The following is a 17,768-nucleotide window of genomic DNA, read 5'->3' on the forward strand; positions in this document are numbered from 1 at the left end:
ACACATGGTACATAGCAAAAAAGCATTAGGTAAACATTGGGCAGTCTCTACAGGCAATATGCTTGCTGCCCGCGCCGCACAAAAAATTCTTCTTAGAGGGGGAAGTGCCGTCGACGCAGCCATCACGGCGGATGCCGTAATGGGGGTGGTAGAACCCATGGCTACAAGTATCGGAGGTGATGTCTTAGCCATTATTACTCTGGCCGGAGAAGACCCAGTCGCTTATAACGGTACCGGTCGCTCACCTGCCCTACTTACGTCCAAGCTTGTTTCTGAGCTTCCCACTCAACGTATTCCCGAGCGACATCCATACAGCATTACTACCCCTGGCGCGGTAAAAGGGTGGCATGACTTACATCAGCGTTACGGTAAGCTAGATTGGGAAGATTTATTTATTGATGCCATCCACTATGCTCAGGAGGGCTTTGTGGTCGCCGAGGTAGCTGCCCGGGAATGGAAGCTATTCGACTTCGTTTTACACACCGATCCCCATTGCGCCCAACTTTATAAAGCAGGCCATGCTCCTCAAGCGGGGACAATTTTCAAAAACCCCGAGCTCGCTCGGACCTTGAGACGCATTGCTCATGAAGGCTGGCAAGCTTTTTATCAAGGTGAGATTCCACAGCGTACCGAGGTAGCCATGGTACAAGTCAACGGTTTATTACGAGCTGACGATTTTGAGCGCCATCAGGGCTATTTCTGTAAACCGCTCTGTTTAGCGCATGCTGATTATGCTTTTTACCAATGCCCACCTAATACCCATGGCTGTGCCATATTAGACGCATTAGCCAATACGTCTTGGCAGTCTAGCTCCTGTGCTACCTCTGATACGTTAGCGCTAATTGACGCGACTCAAGCCGCCTTGCGTGATGCAGCCAAAACAGTGCATGACAGTGGTGGTAACACCGTCTGTACTGTTATTGTCGATAATGATGGTAACGCTATCACTCTTATGTCTAGCATTTTTAAGCGATTTGGCTCGGGGTATGTGGTGCCAGGCGCTGGCTTTGTCCTCCAAAACCGTGGTTTTGGCTTTGCTGAAGTCGGACATATCAATGAAGCAGGCCCAAACAAACGCCCCTATCACACCGTAGTGCCAGGGGCAGTGACTAAGTCTGGTCTTTTTCATTTAGGGCTGGGCGTCGTGGGTGGCTTAATGCAGCCTCAAGGCCAAATACAAATTATGCACCAGCTTTTCAGAGAGGGAACCCCTTTAGATGAAGCTTTAGCTCATCCTCGTTGGCGCATTGAAGGCGATCACCTTGTCGCTTTAGAGCCCACCATGGATAGCTCGCTACAATTAAAAATTCGACAAGCCGGCTACAAAGAGCCACCTAAAGGTGTGGGTGACTTGGCTGGACGTAGCGATTTTGGTGGAGCCCAAGCCATCCAACGTTTAGCCAATAATGAGTTATGGGCGGTATCAGACCATAGAAAAGATGGCGCTGCCCTTGCTAACTAATTAAGCGTTTTTATACGCAAATAAGGAGCCAAATTGAAACAGACGGCGGATTTCTACTAACGAGGGGATATGTAATACTTTCATTTCTTTGCGTACTTGTTGACGCTGATCCATATAAACAGAAAGCATTTGACCAACCGTTACATTAGAACCGTACATTTCGTTCATGATAAACCTCATACAAACCGTGAAACATGTATTTAGTATACCAAAAAAGCAGATTGGTATCAGGGTTTCCCCTTGTTTGTTGTGATTAGTATACTTTTTAAGCGCTACAGATAATTTGTTTCACGTGAAGCAATAAAAAACCTCCGTATTACGGAGGTTTTTCTTGATACTAAGGGCTATTTCTTTGGAGGCTTAATTAATGGTGCTCGGCTTAAGGCGTTGTTAGCATCAACCATTTTTTGCAATAACACCATAAATTGCTGCGCTTCTTCGTTAGTTAAGCCTGTAAAAATACGGTTTTCTAAACGGTAGATGCCGTCTTTAGCCTGCTCTAAAAGATCTATACCCTCTGCGGTTAGATGTAACTTGCGTTGCCTACGATTCTCAGGGTCTATATGGCGTACAAGCAACCCTTTTTCCTCTAAGCGCAAAGCCACACTAGCCGCCGTAGAGGTATCTATGGCCACTAAACCAGCTAAAGTCACTTGATCAATACCACTATGCTCTTTAAGAATACGCAATACGGCATATTGAATAGGGGTAATGTGGTTACCTAGCTCATCATGAAAAATAGAAGCAGCGATTTGATGAGCACGACGAAGTAGGTGCCCTGGCTGCATATATAAATGAGTCAATTGATGACGCTCAATCTTTTCTTGGCTCATAATTACTCTAAAAAAAGCAGACTGACTAGCTAGTCAGTCTGCTATGACCTAGTTAGGCACGAACCTGAGCAATCAGCTCGTCAAGAATTTGCAAGCAAGTGTCTAAATCGGATTCGGATATATTAAGGGCTGGCATAAAGCGCAATAAGTTCGGACGGGGCGAGTTAAGCAACATGCCCTCTGGGTCTCGATCACGAGCAGCAGCCACGATAGCGGGACCATCCTCGTTATCTAAAATTAATGCACGAAGTAAGCCCTGACCGCGTTCGCCTTTGAAGCCCCATTTGTTACTTAGCGCAATTAGACCATCTGATAGCTGTTGAGCACGTTCGTTAACGGATTCCATAAAGCCGGGTGCGGTAAGCGTTTTCATCACCTCGACCCCTACTGCTGTCATCACGGGGTTGCCGTTGTACGTTCCGCCTTGGTCGCCATGCTCAAAACATGACACAGACTCTTTGGCACACAGCGCGGCCAATGGCACGCCCGCACCAATACCTTTTGCTAAGGTCATGATATCAGGCTCAATGCCAGAATGCTGGTAAGCGAACAATACGCCGGTACGCCCCATACCACTTTGTACCTCGTCCACTATCAGTAGAAGACCTTTTTCATCACACAATGCCCGTAAAGCTTGCATAAAAGCAGGGTCAGCAGGAATCACACCGCCTTCGCCTTGGATGGGCTCGAGCATAACCGCAACCGTCGTCTCATCAACTAGAGCACGGACGGAATCAATATCATTAAGTTTTGCCTTGGGAAAACCATCAACTTGTGGAGCAAAAATGGTATCCCAACCGGCTTTACCTGAGGCCGACATGGTCGCTAAAGTACGCCCATGAAAAGAATGGTCAAAAGTAATTATTTTAAATGCGCCCTTGCGGTTTTTTTGGCCCCACTTGCGGGCTAGCTTGATGGCGCCTTCGTTAGCCTCGCCCCCACTATTAGCAAAGAAAACCCGATCAAAACACGAGTTTTGAGTAATGAGCTTGGCCAGCTCCATCATGGGTGCGTTGTAAAACGCAGGTGAAGGGTTCATCAGTTCAGCGGCTTGTTTGCACATGGCCTCCACCACATTCTTGGGGCTGTGGCCCAACGTGTTAACCGCCCAACCTTGAATCATATCCAGGTATCGCTTGCCATTGTGATCTTCGAGCCAAGAACCCTGGCCGCGCACAAAAACCAAATCTGGACGAGAGGTAATTTCCATCAGTGCATTTGCACCAACCTGATCAAATTGCATAACAGCGAACCCTGTAAAAAAGAAAACGTACAAGCAGTAATGGCTTTATCAAATAATTTTAGCGCATCAGCTCTGCTTTTGTGTGCATCTACACCATTCCCTCTAAATTCAGCTGCTGAGGTGTGGTATCGAACACAAGACAATCGGCTTCGGCGATGAGTTTTGTAGCGCGCACCCCTACTAAGCGTAAGCGCCGATGACGGATATCGGTACGGCGCAAGTTTTGTCTAGCGGCGTGCAAAATCTCATCACTGTTTACCACGGGATGCTCTAGCGTGATGTCGCGCGTTAGTATCGTGAAATCATCGAAGCGAAGTTTAATCCCTATGGTTTGAGCCCTGAATGCTTTTTCGCGCAGGTCCTGCTCTAATTGCTGACAAATACGTTCTAAAAAAGCACTTAAGGTCTGGCGATCACGTTGTACGTGCAGATCTCGTTCGAACGTACGCTCTCGGCTCATGGATTTGGGATCAGCGCTTAGAATAACAGGTCGGTGATCAATGCCTTGAGCCACTTCTTTTAGCCACTGAGCATAACTAAGACCAAAGACTTCTTGTAATAGAGCCGGATCAGCACGAGCGATATCGCCAATGGTGTGAATGCCTAATTGAGTCAGCTTAACTTGTGACTTTGGGCCTATGCCATTCACCTTGGAAACCGGCAGAGGCCAGATCAACGCCTCGATGTCGCTCTCATCAATAATACAAAAACCATTCGGTTTATTTAAATCGGACGCTATTTTAGATAATAGTTTATTTGGGCTAATGCCTATGGAACACGTTAATTGGGTTGCCTCCCACACGGCTTTTTGTAATTGCTGCGCTAATTCATGGCTGCTTTGATTTAATTCCGTTAAATCGATATAGATTTCATCAATACCACGATTTTCTATTCGATTCGATAGCTGAGCCACCGCTTGTTTAAATAAGCGGGAATAATACCTATAGGCAGTAAAGTCTGCAGGCAACAAAATAGCATGGGGAGCCAGTTGGGCAGCCTTCATCAAGCCCATAGCGGAAAACACACCAAAGGCCCGCGCCTCGTAACTTGCGGTAGTCACAACGCCTCGGCCCGTGTAATCCCCTAAACGGGCATACTGCCATGTGCCATCCGCGCGTCGTTTAGGTGCGGGTATATTTCGTCCTCCCACCACTAATACCCTGCCACGTAATTCGGAATAACGTAACAAAGCAACGGACGCATAAAACGCATCCATATCTAGATGAGCAATTCGTCGAGGCATTTGACTATTTATTGATATTTCTAAGCTCCACTTTATTTTTATATCATCTATGCTTAAGATTGACGCCTATTCCAAGCCAAGGCACTATGAAAAAAACCACTCTCGCTTTAAAGGAGCAACCTTTATGCATAAAAAACTGATTATTGCAGCACTTACCGCCGCTTTATTTGTTCCTGCTTTAGGGCAGGCAAAAACACTGCGCTGGGCTAGCCAAGGGGACATTCTAACGCTAGACCCACACGCTCAAAACGAAGGCATGACCATTGCTGCGAGCAGTTATGTATACGAGCCCTTAGTCGACTACGACAAGGACTTTAATTTAGTGCCTTCGCTTGCCGTTGAATGGAAAGCCGACTCAGACACGGTTTGGCGCTTTAAGTTACGTGAAGGCGTAAAGTTCCATGATGGGGCAGACTTTACTGCCGATGACGTGGTCTTTTCCATTAACCGAGCCTTGGCACCGACCTCTAATTTTAAAGCCTATGTGAATGGTATCAAAGAGGTACGCAAAGTCGACGATCACACCGTAGAGATTGAAACCGAAGGGCCAAACCCGGTGTTATTGCGTCAGCTCACCAACGTTTTCATTATGAACAAAGCGTGGTCCGAAGCCAATAACGCCACCGCCCCCCAAGATTTTGCTAAGCAGCAAGAAACCTATTCTGCCCGTCACGCCAATGGTACTGGTGCTTATAAGTTAGATTCACGTGAAGTCGATATTCGTACTACTTATGTAGAAAACCCCGACTGGTGGGGCAAAGACGCCAAGCAAGGCAACGTAACCAAAATCGTCTACACCCCCATTAAACAAAACGCGACACGTACTGCGGCGCTCCTTTCTGGCGAAGTCGATTTTGTCCTTGATCCGCCCGCCCAAGATTTACAGCGCATTCAGCAGCAAGCCAAAGTGGTTGAAGGTAACGAGTACCGCACCATTTATATCGGGCTAGATCAAAAAAGCCCCGAGCTAAAATACAGCTCGGTAAAAGGTAAAAACCCTTTCGCTGACCAACGTGTGCGTGAGGCCCTTTATTTAGCCATTGACACAGAGGCCATCAAAAAAGCCGTTATGCGTGGCTCCTCCTCACCCACTGGCACGATGGTAGCGCCACAGGTACATGGTTGGACCGAAGAGCTGGCCAAGCGCCCTGCACCGGATCTAGAAAAAGCCAAAGCCCTCATTAAAGAAGCTGGCTACGAGCCAAACGAGATCAGCTTTACCCTCGACTGCCCGAATAACCGTTATATCAATGACGAAGCCATTTGTCAGGCTGTGGTGGGCATGTGGGCTCGAGCCGGGGTCAAAGCTTCCTTAAACGCCATGCCTCGCGCTACGTATTTTCCTAAAGTTCAATCGTATGACACCAGCGCTTACCTCTTTGGTTGGGGCGTACCTACCTTCGATGCCCTGTATACACTTCAAAGTCTAATGCACAGCAAAGGCGAAGGCGCTGACGGTTCGTTTAACTTTGGAAACTATGAAAACGCAGAAGTCGATGCGCTTATTGATCAAATCAAAACAGAAACTGACGAGGCCAAACGCACCGAAGCCATTCATAAAGTCTTAAAAATTCATGCCGATGAGGTAGGTCATTTACCTCTACACGACCAAGTTATCCCTTGGGCTATGGCTAAAAACGTGAACGTAGTGCACCGTGCAGACAACCGTCTCACCGCGCACTGGGTGACCATTGATTAATCACTAAAAGGATTGTGGGCTTAGGCTGATCGTCTAGGTCCACAAGTCGCCCCCATATGTTGGTATTTATTATTCGGCGCTTAGTTCAAGCTGTGCTGGTTATGCTAGCCGTCAGCTTATTAGCGTTTATTTTATTTAGGTATATTGGTGACCCTGTCACCATTATGTTGGGTCAAGACGCAACCGATGCCGATCGCGCTGCGTTGCGCACCAGTCTTGGTCTAGATCAATCGGCTTTTGTGCAGTTTTGGCATTTTGTACAAAATGCTGTACAGGGTGAGTTTGGGCTTTCCTTGCGCCAAGGACAAAGTGTATCTGAACTGCTCAAAGACCGCTTACCCGCAACGGTAGAGCTTTCTGTGGTGGCTGCCATCATGGCATTAGTGGTAGGTTTGCCTTTAGGGGTCTATACCGCTTTAAAACGAAATGGGTTTATTTCTCAAGCCATTCTTGCGTTCTCTTTACTGGGCATTTCTTTACCCACGTTTTTGATCGGAATTTTGCTCATACTCGTGATGTCGGTGCAACTGGGCTGGTTGCCTAGTTACGGGCGTGGCGAAGTCACCTATATAGGTTGGTGGAGCACCGGCTTATTCACCATTGATGGCTGGCGCCATCTTATTTTGCCCGCTATTACACTTTCACTGTTCCAGCTCACATTAATTCTGCGCTTAGTGCGTTCAGAAATGCTTGAGGTGCTACGTACCGATTACATTAAGTTTGCCCGAGCCCGCGGTCTCAGCCAACGCGCCATTCATTTTGGTCATGCGCTGAAAAATACGATGGTGCCTGTCATTACCATCACCGGTCTCCAGTTAGGCGGCATCATTGCGTTTGCCATCGTTACGGAAACGGTTTTCCAATGGCCCGGTATGGGTTTACTTTTTATCCAAGCCGTTCAGTTTGCGGATGTGCCCGTTATGGCTGCCTACCTTTGTTTAATTGCTTTGGTTTTTGTCTGTATTAACCTCATTGTGGACTTATTGTATTTTGCGGTCGACCCTCGTTTACGTATCAGCATGAACAGAGGAGCCCAATAATGAGCCGTTTAGCACAATTTTGGGATAGCGACTTGGCATGGTCATGGCGTCATTCACCGGTTGCCGTCTTTGCCACCTTAATGACCTTAGTACTGTTTGTCAGTGCATTTGGTGCGCCGTGGATTGCGCCACACAATCCGTTTGATTTGGCTTCAGTTAATCTTATCGATGCGCTGCTGCCTCCGGCTTGGGAGCAAAACGGTCTCAGTACCTATTTGCTTGGCACGGACAGTCAAGGGCGCGACCTATTCTCCTCGCTCATGTATGGCACCCGTATTTCTCTGATGATCGGGTTTGCTTCTGTCTTTTTATCGATGGTGGTGGGCATTGCACTAGGTCTTATTGCTGGCTATGCCGGTGGCCGTATCGATGCTTTTATTATGCGCGTTGCAGATGTGCAGCTCTCTTTTCCGGCCATCCTCATTGCGTTGCTTATTGATGGGGTTGCTCGTGCTGCCGTTCCCCAAAACCTATTAGATGTGATTGCTTTCCCCGTGTTGGTCGGGGCCATTGCGTTGGCCGGTTGGCCTCAATACGCCCGTACCGTTCGTGGTTCTACCTTAGTAGAAAAAAACAAAGAGTACGTCCAAGCCGCCAAGGTCATTGGGGTATCAGGCCCTAAAATCATGTTCAACCATGTTTTACCTAATGTATTGGGCCCGGTATTGGTACTGGCTACTGTGCATTTGGCTACCGCCATCATCACCGAAGCCACCTTATCCTTTTTAGGCGTTGGGGTACCACCCACTTCCCCTTCCTTAGGCACTCTTATACGAGTTGGCAATGACTTCCTTTTTTCTGGTGAATGGTGGATCACCATATTCCCCGGACTAGTGTTAATTCTGCTAGTTCTTTCTGTGAACTTACTCGGTGACTGGTTGCGCGATGCGCTCAACCCACGATTGAACTAATATGAGCGCCTTACTCGAAGTCAAACATCTAAACGTAGAGTTCCCCACCCGTCGTGGGGTACTGACGGCTTTAAACGACGTGTCTTTTCACATTAATAGCGGCGAGGTCTTAGGCGTAGTCGGCGAATCAGGCGCCGGCAAATCCCTAACAGGCAGCGCTATTATTCGCCTCCTTGACCCGCCAGGCCGTATTGCTGGTGGCGAAATTCACTTTAACGGCAAGCGCATTGATAATTTGCCCGAAGAGCAAATGCGTCAGCTACGAGGCAAAGAAATCGGAGCCATTTTCCAAGACCCTTTAACCTCGCTCAACCCTCTCTACACAGTAGGGCAGCAACTGGTGGAAACCATTCAAACCCACCTTAACCTCAGTCAAAAACAAGCTCAAGAACGTGCCATCGAGCTGCTTGAGTCCACTGGCATCCCTGCAGCCCGCGAACGTATTAACCACTATCCGCACCAGTTTTCTGGCGGCATGCGTCAGCGAGTAGTCATTGCATTGGCTTTAGCTGCCGAGCCAAAGCTTATTGTGGCGGATGAGCCCACTACGGCTTTAGACGTATCCATTCAAGCCCAAATCATTGACTTACTGAAAAAACTCTGCAAAGAACACGGTACCTCAGTGATGCTCATTACCCATGACATGGGTGTGATTGCAGAAACCGCAGATCGCGTCGCGGTCATGTATGCCGGTCGTATTATCGAGGTAGGCCCTGTACAAGACGTTATTCAGCGGCCCTTGCACCCTTATACCGCTGGGCTTATGCGTTCTATTCCCGACATTCACCGTAGCCTGTCACGTCTAGAGCAAATCCCCGGCAGCATGCCACGTTTACATGCCATTCCAGCTGGCTGTGCGTTTAATCCACGTTGCAAAGAAGTGATGCCACGCTGTAGGGTTGAACGCCCAGAGCTCATCACCATCAAAGATCGCCAAGTCGCCTGTTGGCTGCATGAAGGAGAGCCCGCATGAGCACCCCCTTAGTTGAAGTTAATGATGCTGCGCGCTATTTTGATGTATCGCCGTCTTGGTTAGACCGCGTTATTTATCGTAAACCGCGTGTGTTGCTGCATGCGGTAGATGGGGTAAGCTTCACTTTACATAAAGGCGAAACTTTAGCCCTTGTAGGTGAGTCCGGTTGTGGTAAATCCACCGTTGCGCGTCTGCTTGCTGGTTTATACGACTTAACGCGGGGTAGCATCCGTTTTGACGGTATGGACTTAACCTCCATGAATCCCAGTCAAAAGCAGGCTATGCGGCGTCGGCTTCAAATGATTTTCCAAGACCCCTATGCCAGTTTAAATCCCCGTTGGCGTGTAGGTCGAATTATTGCCGAGCCACTTAACACCCACACGCAACTTTCTGCTCCAGAGCAAGCCGACCGAGCTGGGCAGCTGCTTGAACAGGTTGGGTTAAACCCTTCGGATAAAAATCGCTATCCCCATCAATTTTCAGGCGGGCAGCGGCAACGTATTTCTATTGCTCGCGCCCTAGCACTTAATCCTGAATTTATTGTGTGCGATGAGCCTACCTCTGCCTTAGACGTATCGGTGCAGGCTCAGGTCTTAAACCTCATGAAAGACCTGCAAAGCACCTTAGGCCTTAGTTATTTATTTATTTCCCATAACTTAGCCGTTGTCCATCATGTAGCAGACCGCGTCGGTGTAATGTATTTAGGGCGCATTGTCGAAATAGCCGATCGTAATACCCTATTCACCACCCCACGGCACCCCTATACGCAAATGCTCTTGGGCGCTATTCCTGATATGACTGGCACAGGCAAAGCGCGCATTCCTGTGGCAGGCGAGGTACCCAACCCCTTAAATCCTCCCAGCGGTTGCACTTTTCATCCTCGCTGCCCTTTAGCTAATGATCGCTGTAGGCAGCAAAGACCCGAGCTGTTGCAGCAAGGCAAAACCCAAGTGGCTTGCCATGCTGTCGAAGAGGGACGCGATTAAAAAAAAGCACTATTGGAAATCCAATAGTGCTTTTTACATAGGTGGCTACGTAGCGATTACGAAGCAAACTGATTTAAATGGCACGACAAAATATCGGCTATGGCATGATCATTTAAGCCACGAGCACGTAAATCGGCAGCAAGGGCTTCTACATCTACATTGACGATTTGACGCTGCGCACCATTTGGGCGTTCTTCGCGTTTGATACGAAAATTATAAGGATGCTCTGGCGTTGCATACACCTGGTAGCTCATGACCTCGTCCACATTATTTTGCGCATCAAAGGTCAATACCACTGGCTCAATATCAAAGATTTGAGGGGTATCAATGTATTCGGTTGCACAAATAATGACTTGATCGCCTCGCTGACACGTACGTGCAGCCGCCCCATTTAAAATACAGCAACGAGAGCCAGGCTTGCCATAAATGACATAGGTAGAAATACGTGCACCGCTGTCTTTATTCCAAATATCCACGAACTCCATTGGCAAAATGCCCGCTTGTTCGCAAATTTCAGGGTCTAAGGTGATGGAGCCGTGATAATTTAAGTCAGCGCCGGTAATAGTAATACCGTGCAACTTGGCTCGAACAATTTTTTTCATGAAAAATACACTTAATAGATAAAAGCAGAATTTGCTTTAATTATACGAGCTTATGCAAACTCGACCTATGCTCGTTTAACTATTTCACCACATTCAGTCTGCGGCTTAGTTCTAAATAGTTAAACTGATTACCGTCCACCTCGTTGTTTTTAGCTCTATCCCCTATGACCCCTATACTTATCAGTGCCTGCCTAGTGGGCCAGCCTGTTCGCTACGATCACAGCCACAAACGGATTGATCATACGCTGCTTGAACGTTGGCGCGAAGAAGGCCGCTTAATTCCTATTTGCCCCGAGGTCGCTGCAGGCCTACCCACGCCACGCCCCCCTGCCGAAATACAAAACAAGCGCAGTGGCGAGGACATTTTGGCCTTTCAAGCACGCATTATAGATTCGCATCGCCACGATCTAACGGCGGAGTTTATAGCAGGGGCACAGTTAGCTCTTGAACTGGCTCAGCGCCATCAAGTGCCGTTAGCTATTCTTAAAGAGAATAGCCCTTCGTGTGGTAGCTCTCGTATTTACGATGGCTCATTTACAGGCACCACCCTTTCTGGCATGGGTGTAACCGCCGCTCTGTTAACTCGTCATCGTATTCGTGTGTTTAATGAAAACCAGCTTGAAGAAGCTGCCGCTTTTTTAGCCCATTACGACGCATAGAGTATTAGCTTGTTATATATGGGCTTACCGGAGGGCCTATGCCTGTCCATTCACAGGCAACAGCACCTACACGTGCCAACGCCTACGAATCGTTGCTTTTCAAAGGGTAAAAATGTACCCAATCATAGATTAGATATTTGCCTCTGTATCAAAAATAAAAGACACGCTATGCTTAGCAAATTGAATTTGGCTATTTTTATTGTATTAACCCCATGAATTACTTTGCACTTATTAATTATATTGCAGTGATGTCTGTAACCCCAGGGCCTAACAACCTTTTACTGACGGCTTCAGGGGTTAACTTTGGTTTAAGACGCACCTTGCCTATGTGTTTTGGGGTTAGCATAGGCTGTGCTATTCAATGCTTAATTGCCCTTAGCACCTTTCATCTTTTATTCAGCTGGATAGAAGAGCTTCGTTTTCCCTTAGCTCTCATTGGCTGCGGCTACTTATTATGGCTTTCTTGGGCTTTATATCGATCATCAACGACAGAAAGCAAATCTCAGCTGCAACAACCCATGGGCTTTTGGCAAATGGCCTTATTTCAGTGGGTCAACCCAAAGGCTTGGCTAATGGCTATTAATATTGCTATTTTGTTTAGCTCAACTACCGCTAGTTGGGGGCACTATGTCAGCATTGCCTTAATTAATGCTCTGGCCAACTTTCCATGTATCTTTATCTGGGCTGCACTGGGGTCCAAGCTAAAACGGTTTCTCCAAGAGCCTAAACGTCTGCAGCTTTTTAATGGTTGTATGGCGTTATTGATGACCTTTACCGCCCTGTGGCTGTTAGCTGATGAGGCCGTTTTCTTCCTCGACACTCACCCTATTATTGCAGCCAAGCTGGTTTATTAACGTCTTACTATGCCTAAAAGCAAAGCTTAATGCTTAGTTGATTCATCGGAATGTTCCATGTGAAACCTTGTTCTATAGCGCATATGACCCAAGAACAAGCCCGCTCTCACAATTAAAAACGGACCGCCTTTTAGCGGTCCGTTTTGTGTGTCTCTTTAATTCAAGCATCGAATTAATAGAGAAGTTCATCACAATTACACATCAATATTTCCAGCTTGCAGCGCATGCGTTTCAATAAAAGCACGACGTGGCTCGACATCATCGCCCATCAATGTAGTGAAAACTTGATCAGCAGCGATTGCGTCTTCAATTTGAACACGTAATAAACGGCGCACAGTAGGATCCATGGTGGTTTCCCAAAGCTGTTCAGGGTTCATTTCCCCCAAGCCTTTGTAACGCTGCTTGCTAACGCCACGCTCGGCCTCGGCACGTAACCAATGAACGGCATCACGGAAGTCCTCGATGGCTTGCTCTTTACGACGCTCGCCTTCGCCACGCATTACTTTAGCGCCCTCGCCTACTAAGCCTAAGAAGGTCTCGCCAGCACGCTTTAAGGCTAAGTAATCAGAGCTAAGAATAAAGGTTTTATCAAACACACTGACACGGATATTGCCATGATGCAATCGGCGCACTATAACTTGCCACGTTTCGGTGTTTTCGTTTAACTCTGCATCCACTTTTACCAGATGCGGATTGGCGGGATCCACCAAGACGTCGGCTAACGTCTGAGCCGATTGTTGAGCGGACTGCTCGGAGCTTAAGTCAATTTGTACCCCTTCGGCTACCGCTGATAAGGCCTCGCTATCAAATAAGCGCCCTAAACGGGCAATTACCTGATCCGCCAGCACATACTGACGAATTAATTCCTCTAGGGTTTCACCAGTGATGAGTTCTGCGCCCTCGCGTGGTAAAACTGCAGCGTCTTTGACGGCTAAGCCCAACATAAACTGAGCTTCTTCTGCATCGTCTTTAAGGTAGCGTTCATCGCGACCGACTTTGACTTTGTACAGAGGCGGTTGGGCAATGTAAATATAACCGCGCTCGACCAGCTCGGGCATTTGACGGTAGAACAAGGTCAATAAAAGTGTACGAATGTGCGCCCCATCTACGTCCGCATCCGTCATGATAATAATGCGGTGATAACGCAGTTTTTCTATATCGAAATCAGGACCAATACTGGTACCTAGCGCTGTAATCAACGTCGTAATTTGCTCACTTGCAATAAGGCGATCAAAACGGGCTTTTTCTACGTTTAACACCTTGCCGCGCAGGGGCAGGATGGCTTGAAACTTGCGGTCTCGGCCTTGTTTGGCTGAGCCACCCGCCGAGTCCCCTTCCACAATATAGAGTTCAGATTTAGCAGGATCTTTTTCCTGACAATCAGCAAGCTTGCCAGGCAAACCTGCACCTTCGAGCACACTTTTACGACGCGTGACCTCGCGCGCTTTACGAGCCGCCTCGCGAGCGCGAGCGGCCTCTACGATTTTATTACACACCGCACGTGCATCAGCGGGGTTTTCCAACAACCACGTTTCCAAAGTACGGCTTACGGCTTCTTCGACCGCAGGGCGAACCTCGCTAGAAACGAGCTTATCTTTAGTTTGGCTGCTGAATTTAGGCTCGGGCACTTTGACTGACAACACACATGCTAAGCCTTCGCGCATGTCGTCACCTGTGGTGTCGACTTTGGCACGTTTTGCAATGTCGTTGTCATTAATGTATTTGTTTAGCGCACGTGTCATGGCGGCACGTAGCCCTGTCAAGTGACTGCCCCCATCGCGTTGTGGAATGTTATTCGTAAAACACAGCACGTTTTCTGCGTAGCTGTCGTTCCATTGCATAGCAATCTCAACGCCAACTAAAGTACCACCTGCTTCGGACTCGGTTGTGACCGAGAATACATTCGGGTGCAAGACGGTTTTGCCTTTGTTGATGTATTCCACAAAGCCTTTTACACCGCCTAAAAAGGCAAAGTCTTCTTCTTTACCTTGGCGCTCATCGACTAAACGTACCTTAACGCCATTATTTAGAAAGGACAGTTCACGCAAGCGCTTAGCTAAAATTTCATAGTGATAATTAATATCAGTGAATATTTCGTAATCGGCTAAGTAACGTACCAATGTACCACTGTGATCGGTATCGCCGACCACAGCTAGAGGGGCCTCCCGCTCGCCCCGTACAAAGCGTAAAGAATGCTCTTTACCGTTGCGCCAAATCGTAAGCTCTAGCCACTCGGAAAGGGCGTTTACACATGAAACCCCTACCCCGTGCAGGCCACCAGACACCTTGTAGGAGTTTTGATCGAATTTCCCCCCTGCATGCAGTTCGGTCATTACGATCTCTGCGGCGCTACGCTGCTCTTCGTCATCACGGTGAATATCAGTAGGGATACCGCGACCATTATCACGTACAGAAATACTGTTATCCGCATGAATAGTGACCACAATATCATCACAATAGCCGGCTAACGCTTCGTCAATTGCGTTGTCAACGACCTCAAACACCATGTGATGTAAGCCAGTACCATCGGAGGTATCACCGATGTACATGCCGGGGCGTTTACGAACCGCCTCCAGCCCTTTAAGCATCTTAATTGAATCCGCACCGTAATCGGGTTGGTTCGTTGTAGTTTGATCTGACATGAATTTATATTACCTGTAGTGAGTCATGCAGCTAGAGCTGTTCTAGCTAAGCGTAGGCGTGTAAAGAAAACTTCTTTTTTAGATACGCATGGGCATAACTACATATTTGAAAGCATCTTCTTCGGGTAGAGTGACTAATACCGATGCATTAGAGTCTGGCTGTACTGACCAACGAATATCGGCTGTCTTTGTATTTGCCAGAACATCCAGTAAGTAACTGACGTTAAAGCCCACATCTAAGGACTCAAACGCGTAATCTACCTCGAGTTCTTCTCGAGCTTCTTCTTGCTCTGCATTCGATGCTGAAATTTTCATTTGGTTTTCACCTAACTGAATACGTACGCCACGTAATTTATCAGTGGTGAGAATGGCTGCGCGTTGTAGGCTGCCCTGTAAGGCTTCGCGATTTAGTACAAAATGGCGCGTATAAGAGGTGGGAATCACTCGGGTGTAATCAGGGAACTTGCCCTCGACCAGTTTGGTGATTAATTCGACCCCGTCAAAATTAAAGCGCATTTGACCGGCGGCAACTTCAACCTGTACAGGGGCATCGGTATCGTCAAGTAAGCGCTGCATTTCCAATACGGTTTTGCGCGGCACAATGACTTCGTGCTTGGCATCGATACTTTGCGCTTCGATGGCATGGTGAGCAAGGCGGTGGCCATCGGTAGCCACGGTACGTACCAAGCCAGGCTCAAACACAAAAAGCATACCATTTAAATAATAGCGGATATCTTGTTGTGCCATGGCAAAGTGCACAGAATTCAATAAATGCTTGAGTGACTTTTGCGCCAAAGCAAACGATACATCCCACTGATCAGGCTGAACAAGGGTAGGGAAATCATCCGCAGCCATAGTTTGTAAAGCAAAACGGCTACGCCCTGACTGCACTAAAAGCTTGTTGTCCTCTAGGGTTAAGGACACCTCACCACTGCCTGGCAAAGCACGCAAAATATCGAGTAGTTTACGTGCCGCCACTGTCGTTGAAAGCATAGCGTCGCCTACCCCAAAATCAGCATGGGTAGTAATTTGCACCTCGAGGTCTGTGGCAATAAAGGACACACGGTTGCCTTCTTTACGCAACAGGATATTTGCCAAAATAGGCAAGGTATGACGACGCTCAACAATGCCTACAACAGTGGTTAAAGGCTTAAGCAGCGCATCGCGCGAGGCTTTTACAAGTAGCATAGTTATCCTTTTAATGTTTGTTCTAACACATGAAGTGAGTGATTAAGTTCATTGTCTGAGCGACGCGCCTCAGCAATCTTACGCACAGCATGTAATACGGTGGTGTGGTCACGTCCACCAAACAAATCGCCAATTTCCGGTAAGCTTTTTTGGGTTAGCTCTTTAACCAAATACATTGCTATTTGTCTAGGTACGGCAATATTGGCTGGACGCCGTTTTGAATACATGTCCGAGACTTTTATTTTATAAAAATCGGCCACAGTCTTCTGAATATTTTCTACAGAGATCTGACCATTCGACATAGACAACAGATCTTTTAATGCGTCTTTACAAATGTCGACGGTTAACTCGGTTTGCTCATGGAAGCGAGCGTAAGCCGCTACGGTACGTAGAGCCCCTTCGAGTTCTCGTACATTGCTACGCAAATGCTTAGCAATAAAAAAGGCCACTTCCTTTGGCATAGTCATGCCGTCATTTTGAGCTTTACGTAAAAGGATGGCGACCCGCATTTCTAGCTCGGGAGGCTCGATGGCTACCGTTAAGCCCGAGTCAAAACGAGAAATCAAACGACTTTCTATATTAGAAAGCTCTTTGGGGTAGGTATCTGAGGTGATGATAATTTGCTTGCGTTGCGCCACCATGGCTTCGAACGCATAAAAGAATTCTTCTTGGGTGCGGTTTTTACCGGCAAAAAACTGAATATCATCAATCAACAGTAAGTCTAGCGAGTGATAGTACTGTTTAAACTCGTCAAACGCTTTGCGCTGGTAGGCTTTTACTACATCTGATACATATTGATCCGCATGCACATAACGGACTTTAACCCCTCGGCCTCGACTAATGAGGGCATTGCCTACCGCATGGATTAAATGCGTTTTGCCTAAGCCTACCCCGCCATACAAAAACAAAGGGTTATAAGACGTACCTGGGTTTTCAGCGACCTGGAGTGCTGCGGCGCGAGCCAACTGATTGGCTTTACCCGTGACAAAGTTATCAAAACTAAGATCGGGGTTTAAGCGCGATTGCTCAGAAGGCGCGGCATGCGACGGTGTAGTCACTGGACTAGGTGTAGTGTAAATAGTGGGGATCGCATTCTGTTGATCGAGCTCGACGCTGTGCTCGTGTTGTCGAGCCTGTTGTAAACCCTGCGCCGTCATCATAGGCTGAGGCGCGGCGGTAGACTGAGCAAGTTCGAGCTGAAGCTCTATAGGGCGTCCAAACCATTCGCTAGCGATGTCTTGAATACGATGTGAAAAATTTTTACGTACCCAATCCAGTTTAAAGCGATTAGGCGCAGACATCCGCAGCACGGCAGTATCCTCTTCGAACTCAATAGGCTCTAGAGGCTTAATCCACGCGCTGATTTGTTGAGGAGGGAGATCCTGCTCTAGACGTTGTACACAAGAAAGCCAAAAATCGTTCATTTTTTTCAC

16 protein-coding genes are annotated in these 17,768 nt (G+C 47.6%); 8 read left to right on the forward strand and 8 right to left on the reverse strand.

The window, feature by feature from the left end:
* The first annotated feature begins 4 nt into the window (after positions 1-4).
* Entirely contained in the window at positions 5-1,462 is a 1,458-nt protein-coding gene (locus GGR41_RS07800) for a gamma-glutamyltransferase family protein (RefSeq protein ID WP_167661386.1), read from the forward strand.
* Here GGR41_RS07800 and GGR41_RS07805 read toward each other — a convergent pair whose 3' ends face one another.
* From GGR41_RS07805 to dinB, 4 genes are all read right to left on the reverse strand, one after another.
* The gene (locus GGR41_RS07805; RefSeq protein ID WP_159436846.1) at positions 1,463-1,630 is read right to left on the reverse strand and encodes a hypothetical protein; all 168 of its coding nucleotides are present in this window, start codon (positions 1,628-1,630) and stop codon (positions 1,463-1,465) included.
* Positions 1,631-1,806: 176 nt separating this feature from the next.
* Positions 1,807-2,295, reverse strand: coding sequence for a MarR family winged helix-turn-helix transcriptional regulator (locus GGR41_RS07810; protein WP_167661387.1), 489 nt, complete (start codon positions 2,293-2,295; stop codon positions 1,807-1,809).
* A gap of 52 nt (positions 2,296-2,347) precedes the next feature.
* Positions 2,348-3,538, reverse strand: a complete 1,191-nt coding sequence (locus GGR41_RS07815) for an acetylornithine transaminase (protein WP_167661388.1) — start codon at positions 3,536-3,538, stop codon at positions 2,348-2,350.
* Positions 3,539-3,626: 88 nt separating this feature from the next.
* Entirely contained in the window at positions 3,627-4,781 is a 1,155-nt protein-coding gene (gene dinB, locus GGR41_RS07820) for a DNA polymerase IV (RefSeq protein ID WP_188372622.1), read from the reverse strand.
* Between the two features lie 124 nt (positions 4,782-4,905).
* On the opposite strand from dinB, the gene GGR41_RS07825 reads away from it, so the two are divergent.
* From GGR41_RS07825 to GGR41_RS07845, 5 genes are read left to right on the forward strand one after another with little or no spacing between them, the layout of a single operon-like run.
* A complete protein-coding gene (locus GGR41_RS07825) occupies positions 4,906-6,480 on the forward strand; it encodes an ABC transporter substrate-binding protein (protein WP_167661389.1) in 1,575 nt (524 codons plus the stop codon).
* 56 nt (positions 6,481-6,536) lie between these two features.
* The gene (locus tag GGR41_RS07830; RefSeq protein WP_167661390.1) at positions 6,537-7,520 is read left to right on the forward strand and encodes an ABC transporter permease; all 984 of its coding nucleotides are present in this window, start codon (positions 6,537-6,539) and stop codon (positions 7,518-7,520) included.
* On the forward strand, positions 7,520-8,431 hold the full coding sequence (locus GGR41_RS07835; protein ID WP_167661391.1) for an ABC transporter permease: 912 nt from the start codon (positions 7,520-7,522) through the stop codon (positions 8,429-8,431). Before GGR41_RS07830 ends, GGR41_RS07835 begins: the two co-directional genes overlap by 1 nt.
* 1 nt (position 8,432) lies before the next feature.
* Positions 8,433-9,404: an ABC transporter ATP-binding protein gene (locus tag GGR41_RS07840; RefSeq protein WP_077734138.1), complete on the forward strand. Its 972-nt coding sequence runs from the start codon at positions 8,433-8,435 to the stop codon at positions 9,402-9,404.
* Positions 9,401-10,390, forward strand: coding sequence for an ABC transporter ATP-binding protein (locus GGR41_RS07845; RefSeq protein WP_077734137.1), 990 nt, complete (start codon positions 9,401-9,403; stop codon positions 10,388-10,390). The genes GGR41_RS07840 and GGR41_RS07845 overlap by 4 nt, the downstream gene beginning before the upstream one ends.
* Before the next feature lie 56 nt (positions 10,391-10,446).
* Here the strand turns inward: GGR41_RS07845 and panD are convergent, their stop codons facing one another.
* Positions 10,447-10,992 (reverse strand): aspartate 1-decarboxylase, encoded by a 546-nt coding sequence (gene panD, locus GGR41_RS07850; RefSeq protein WP_077734136.1) that lies wholly within the window; start codon positions 10,990-10,992, stop codon positions 10,447-10,449.
* Positions 10,993-11,156: 164 nt separating this feature from the next.
* On the opposite strand from panD, the gene GGR41_RS07855 reads away from it, so the two are divergent.
* Entirely contained in the window at positions 11,157-11,651 is a 495-nt protein-coding gene (locus tag GGR41_RS07855) for a 2-thiouracil desulfurase family protein (protein WP_167661392.1), read from the forward strand.
* Between the two features lie 248 nt (positions 11,652-11,899).
* Positions 11,900-12,505, forward strand: coding sequence for a LysE family translocator (locus GGR41_RS07860; protein WP_209279782.1), 606 nt, complete (start codon positions 11,900-11,902; stop codon positions 12,503-12,505).
* Positions 12,506-12,699: 194 nt separating this feature from the next.
* On the opposite strand, the gene gyrB is transcribed toward GGR41_RS07860, so the two are convergent.
* From gyrB to dnaA, 3 genes are all read right to left on the reverse strand, one after another.
* Entirely contained in the window at positions 12,700-15,147 is a 2,448-nt protein-coding gene (gyrB, locus tag GGR41_RS07865) for a DNA topoisomerase (ATP-hydrolyzing) subunit B (RefSeq protein ID WP_167661394.1), read from the reverse strand.
* Between the two features lie 78 nt (positions 15,148-15,225).
* On the reverse strand, positions 15,226-16,335 hold the full coding sequence (gene dnaN / locus GGR41_RS07870; RefSeq protein WP_167661395.1) for a DNA polymerase III subunit beta: 1,110 nt from the start codon (positions 16,333-16,335) through the stop codon (positions 15,226-15,228).
* Positions 16,336-16,337: 2 nt separating this feature from the next.
* Positions 16,338-17,759: a chromosomal replication initiator protein DnaA gene (gene dnaA, locus GGR41_RS07875; protein ID WP_167661396.1), complete on the reverse strand. Its 1,422-nt coding sequence runs from the start codon at positions 17,757-17,759 to the stop codon at positions 16,338-16,340.
* Between the last annotated feature and the right edge of the window lie 9 nt (positions 17,760-17,768).

It is taken from the genome of Paenalcaligenes hominis (assembly GCF_011927625.1).
In the GTDB taxonomy this organism is placed as follows: Bacteria; Pseudomonadota; Gammaproteobacteria; order Burkholderiales; family Burkholderiaceae_B; genus Paenalcaligenes; species Paenalcaligenes hominis.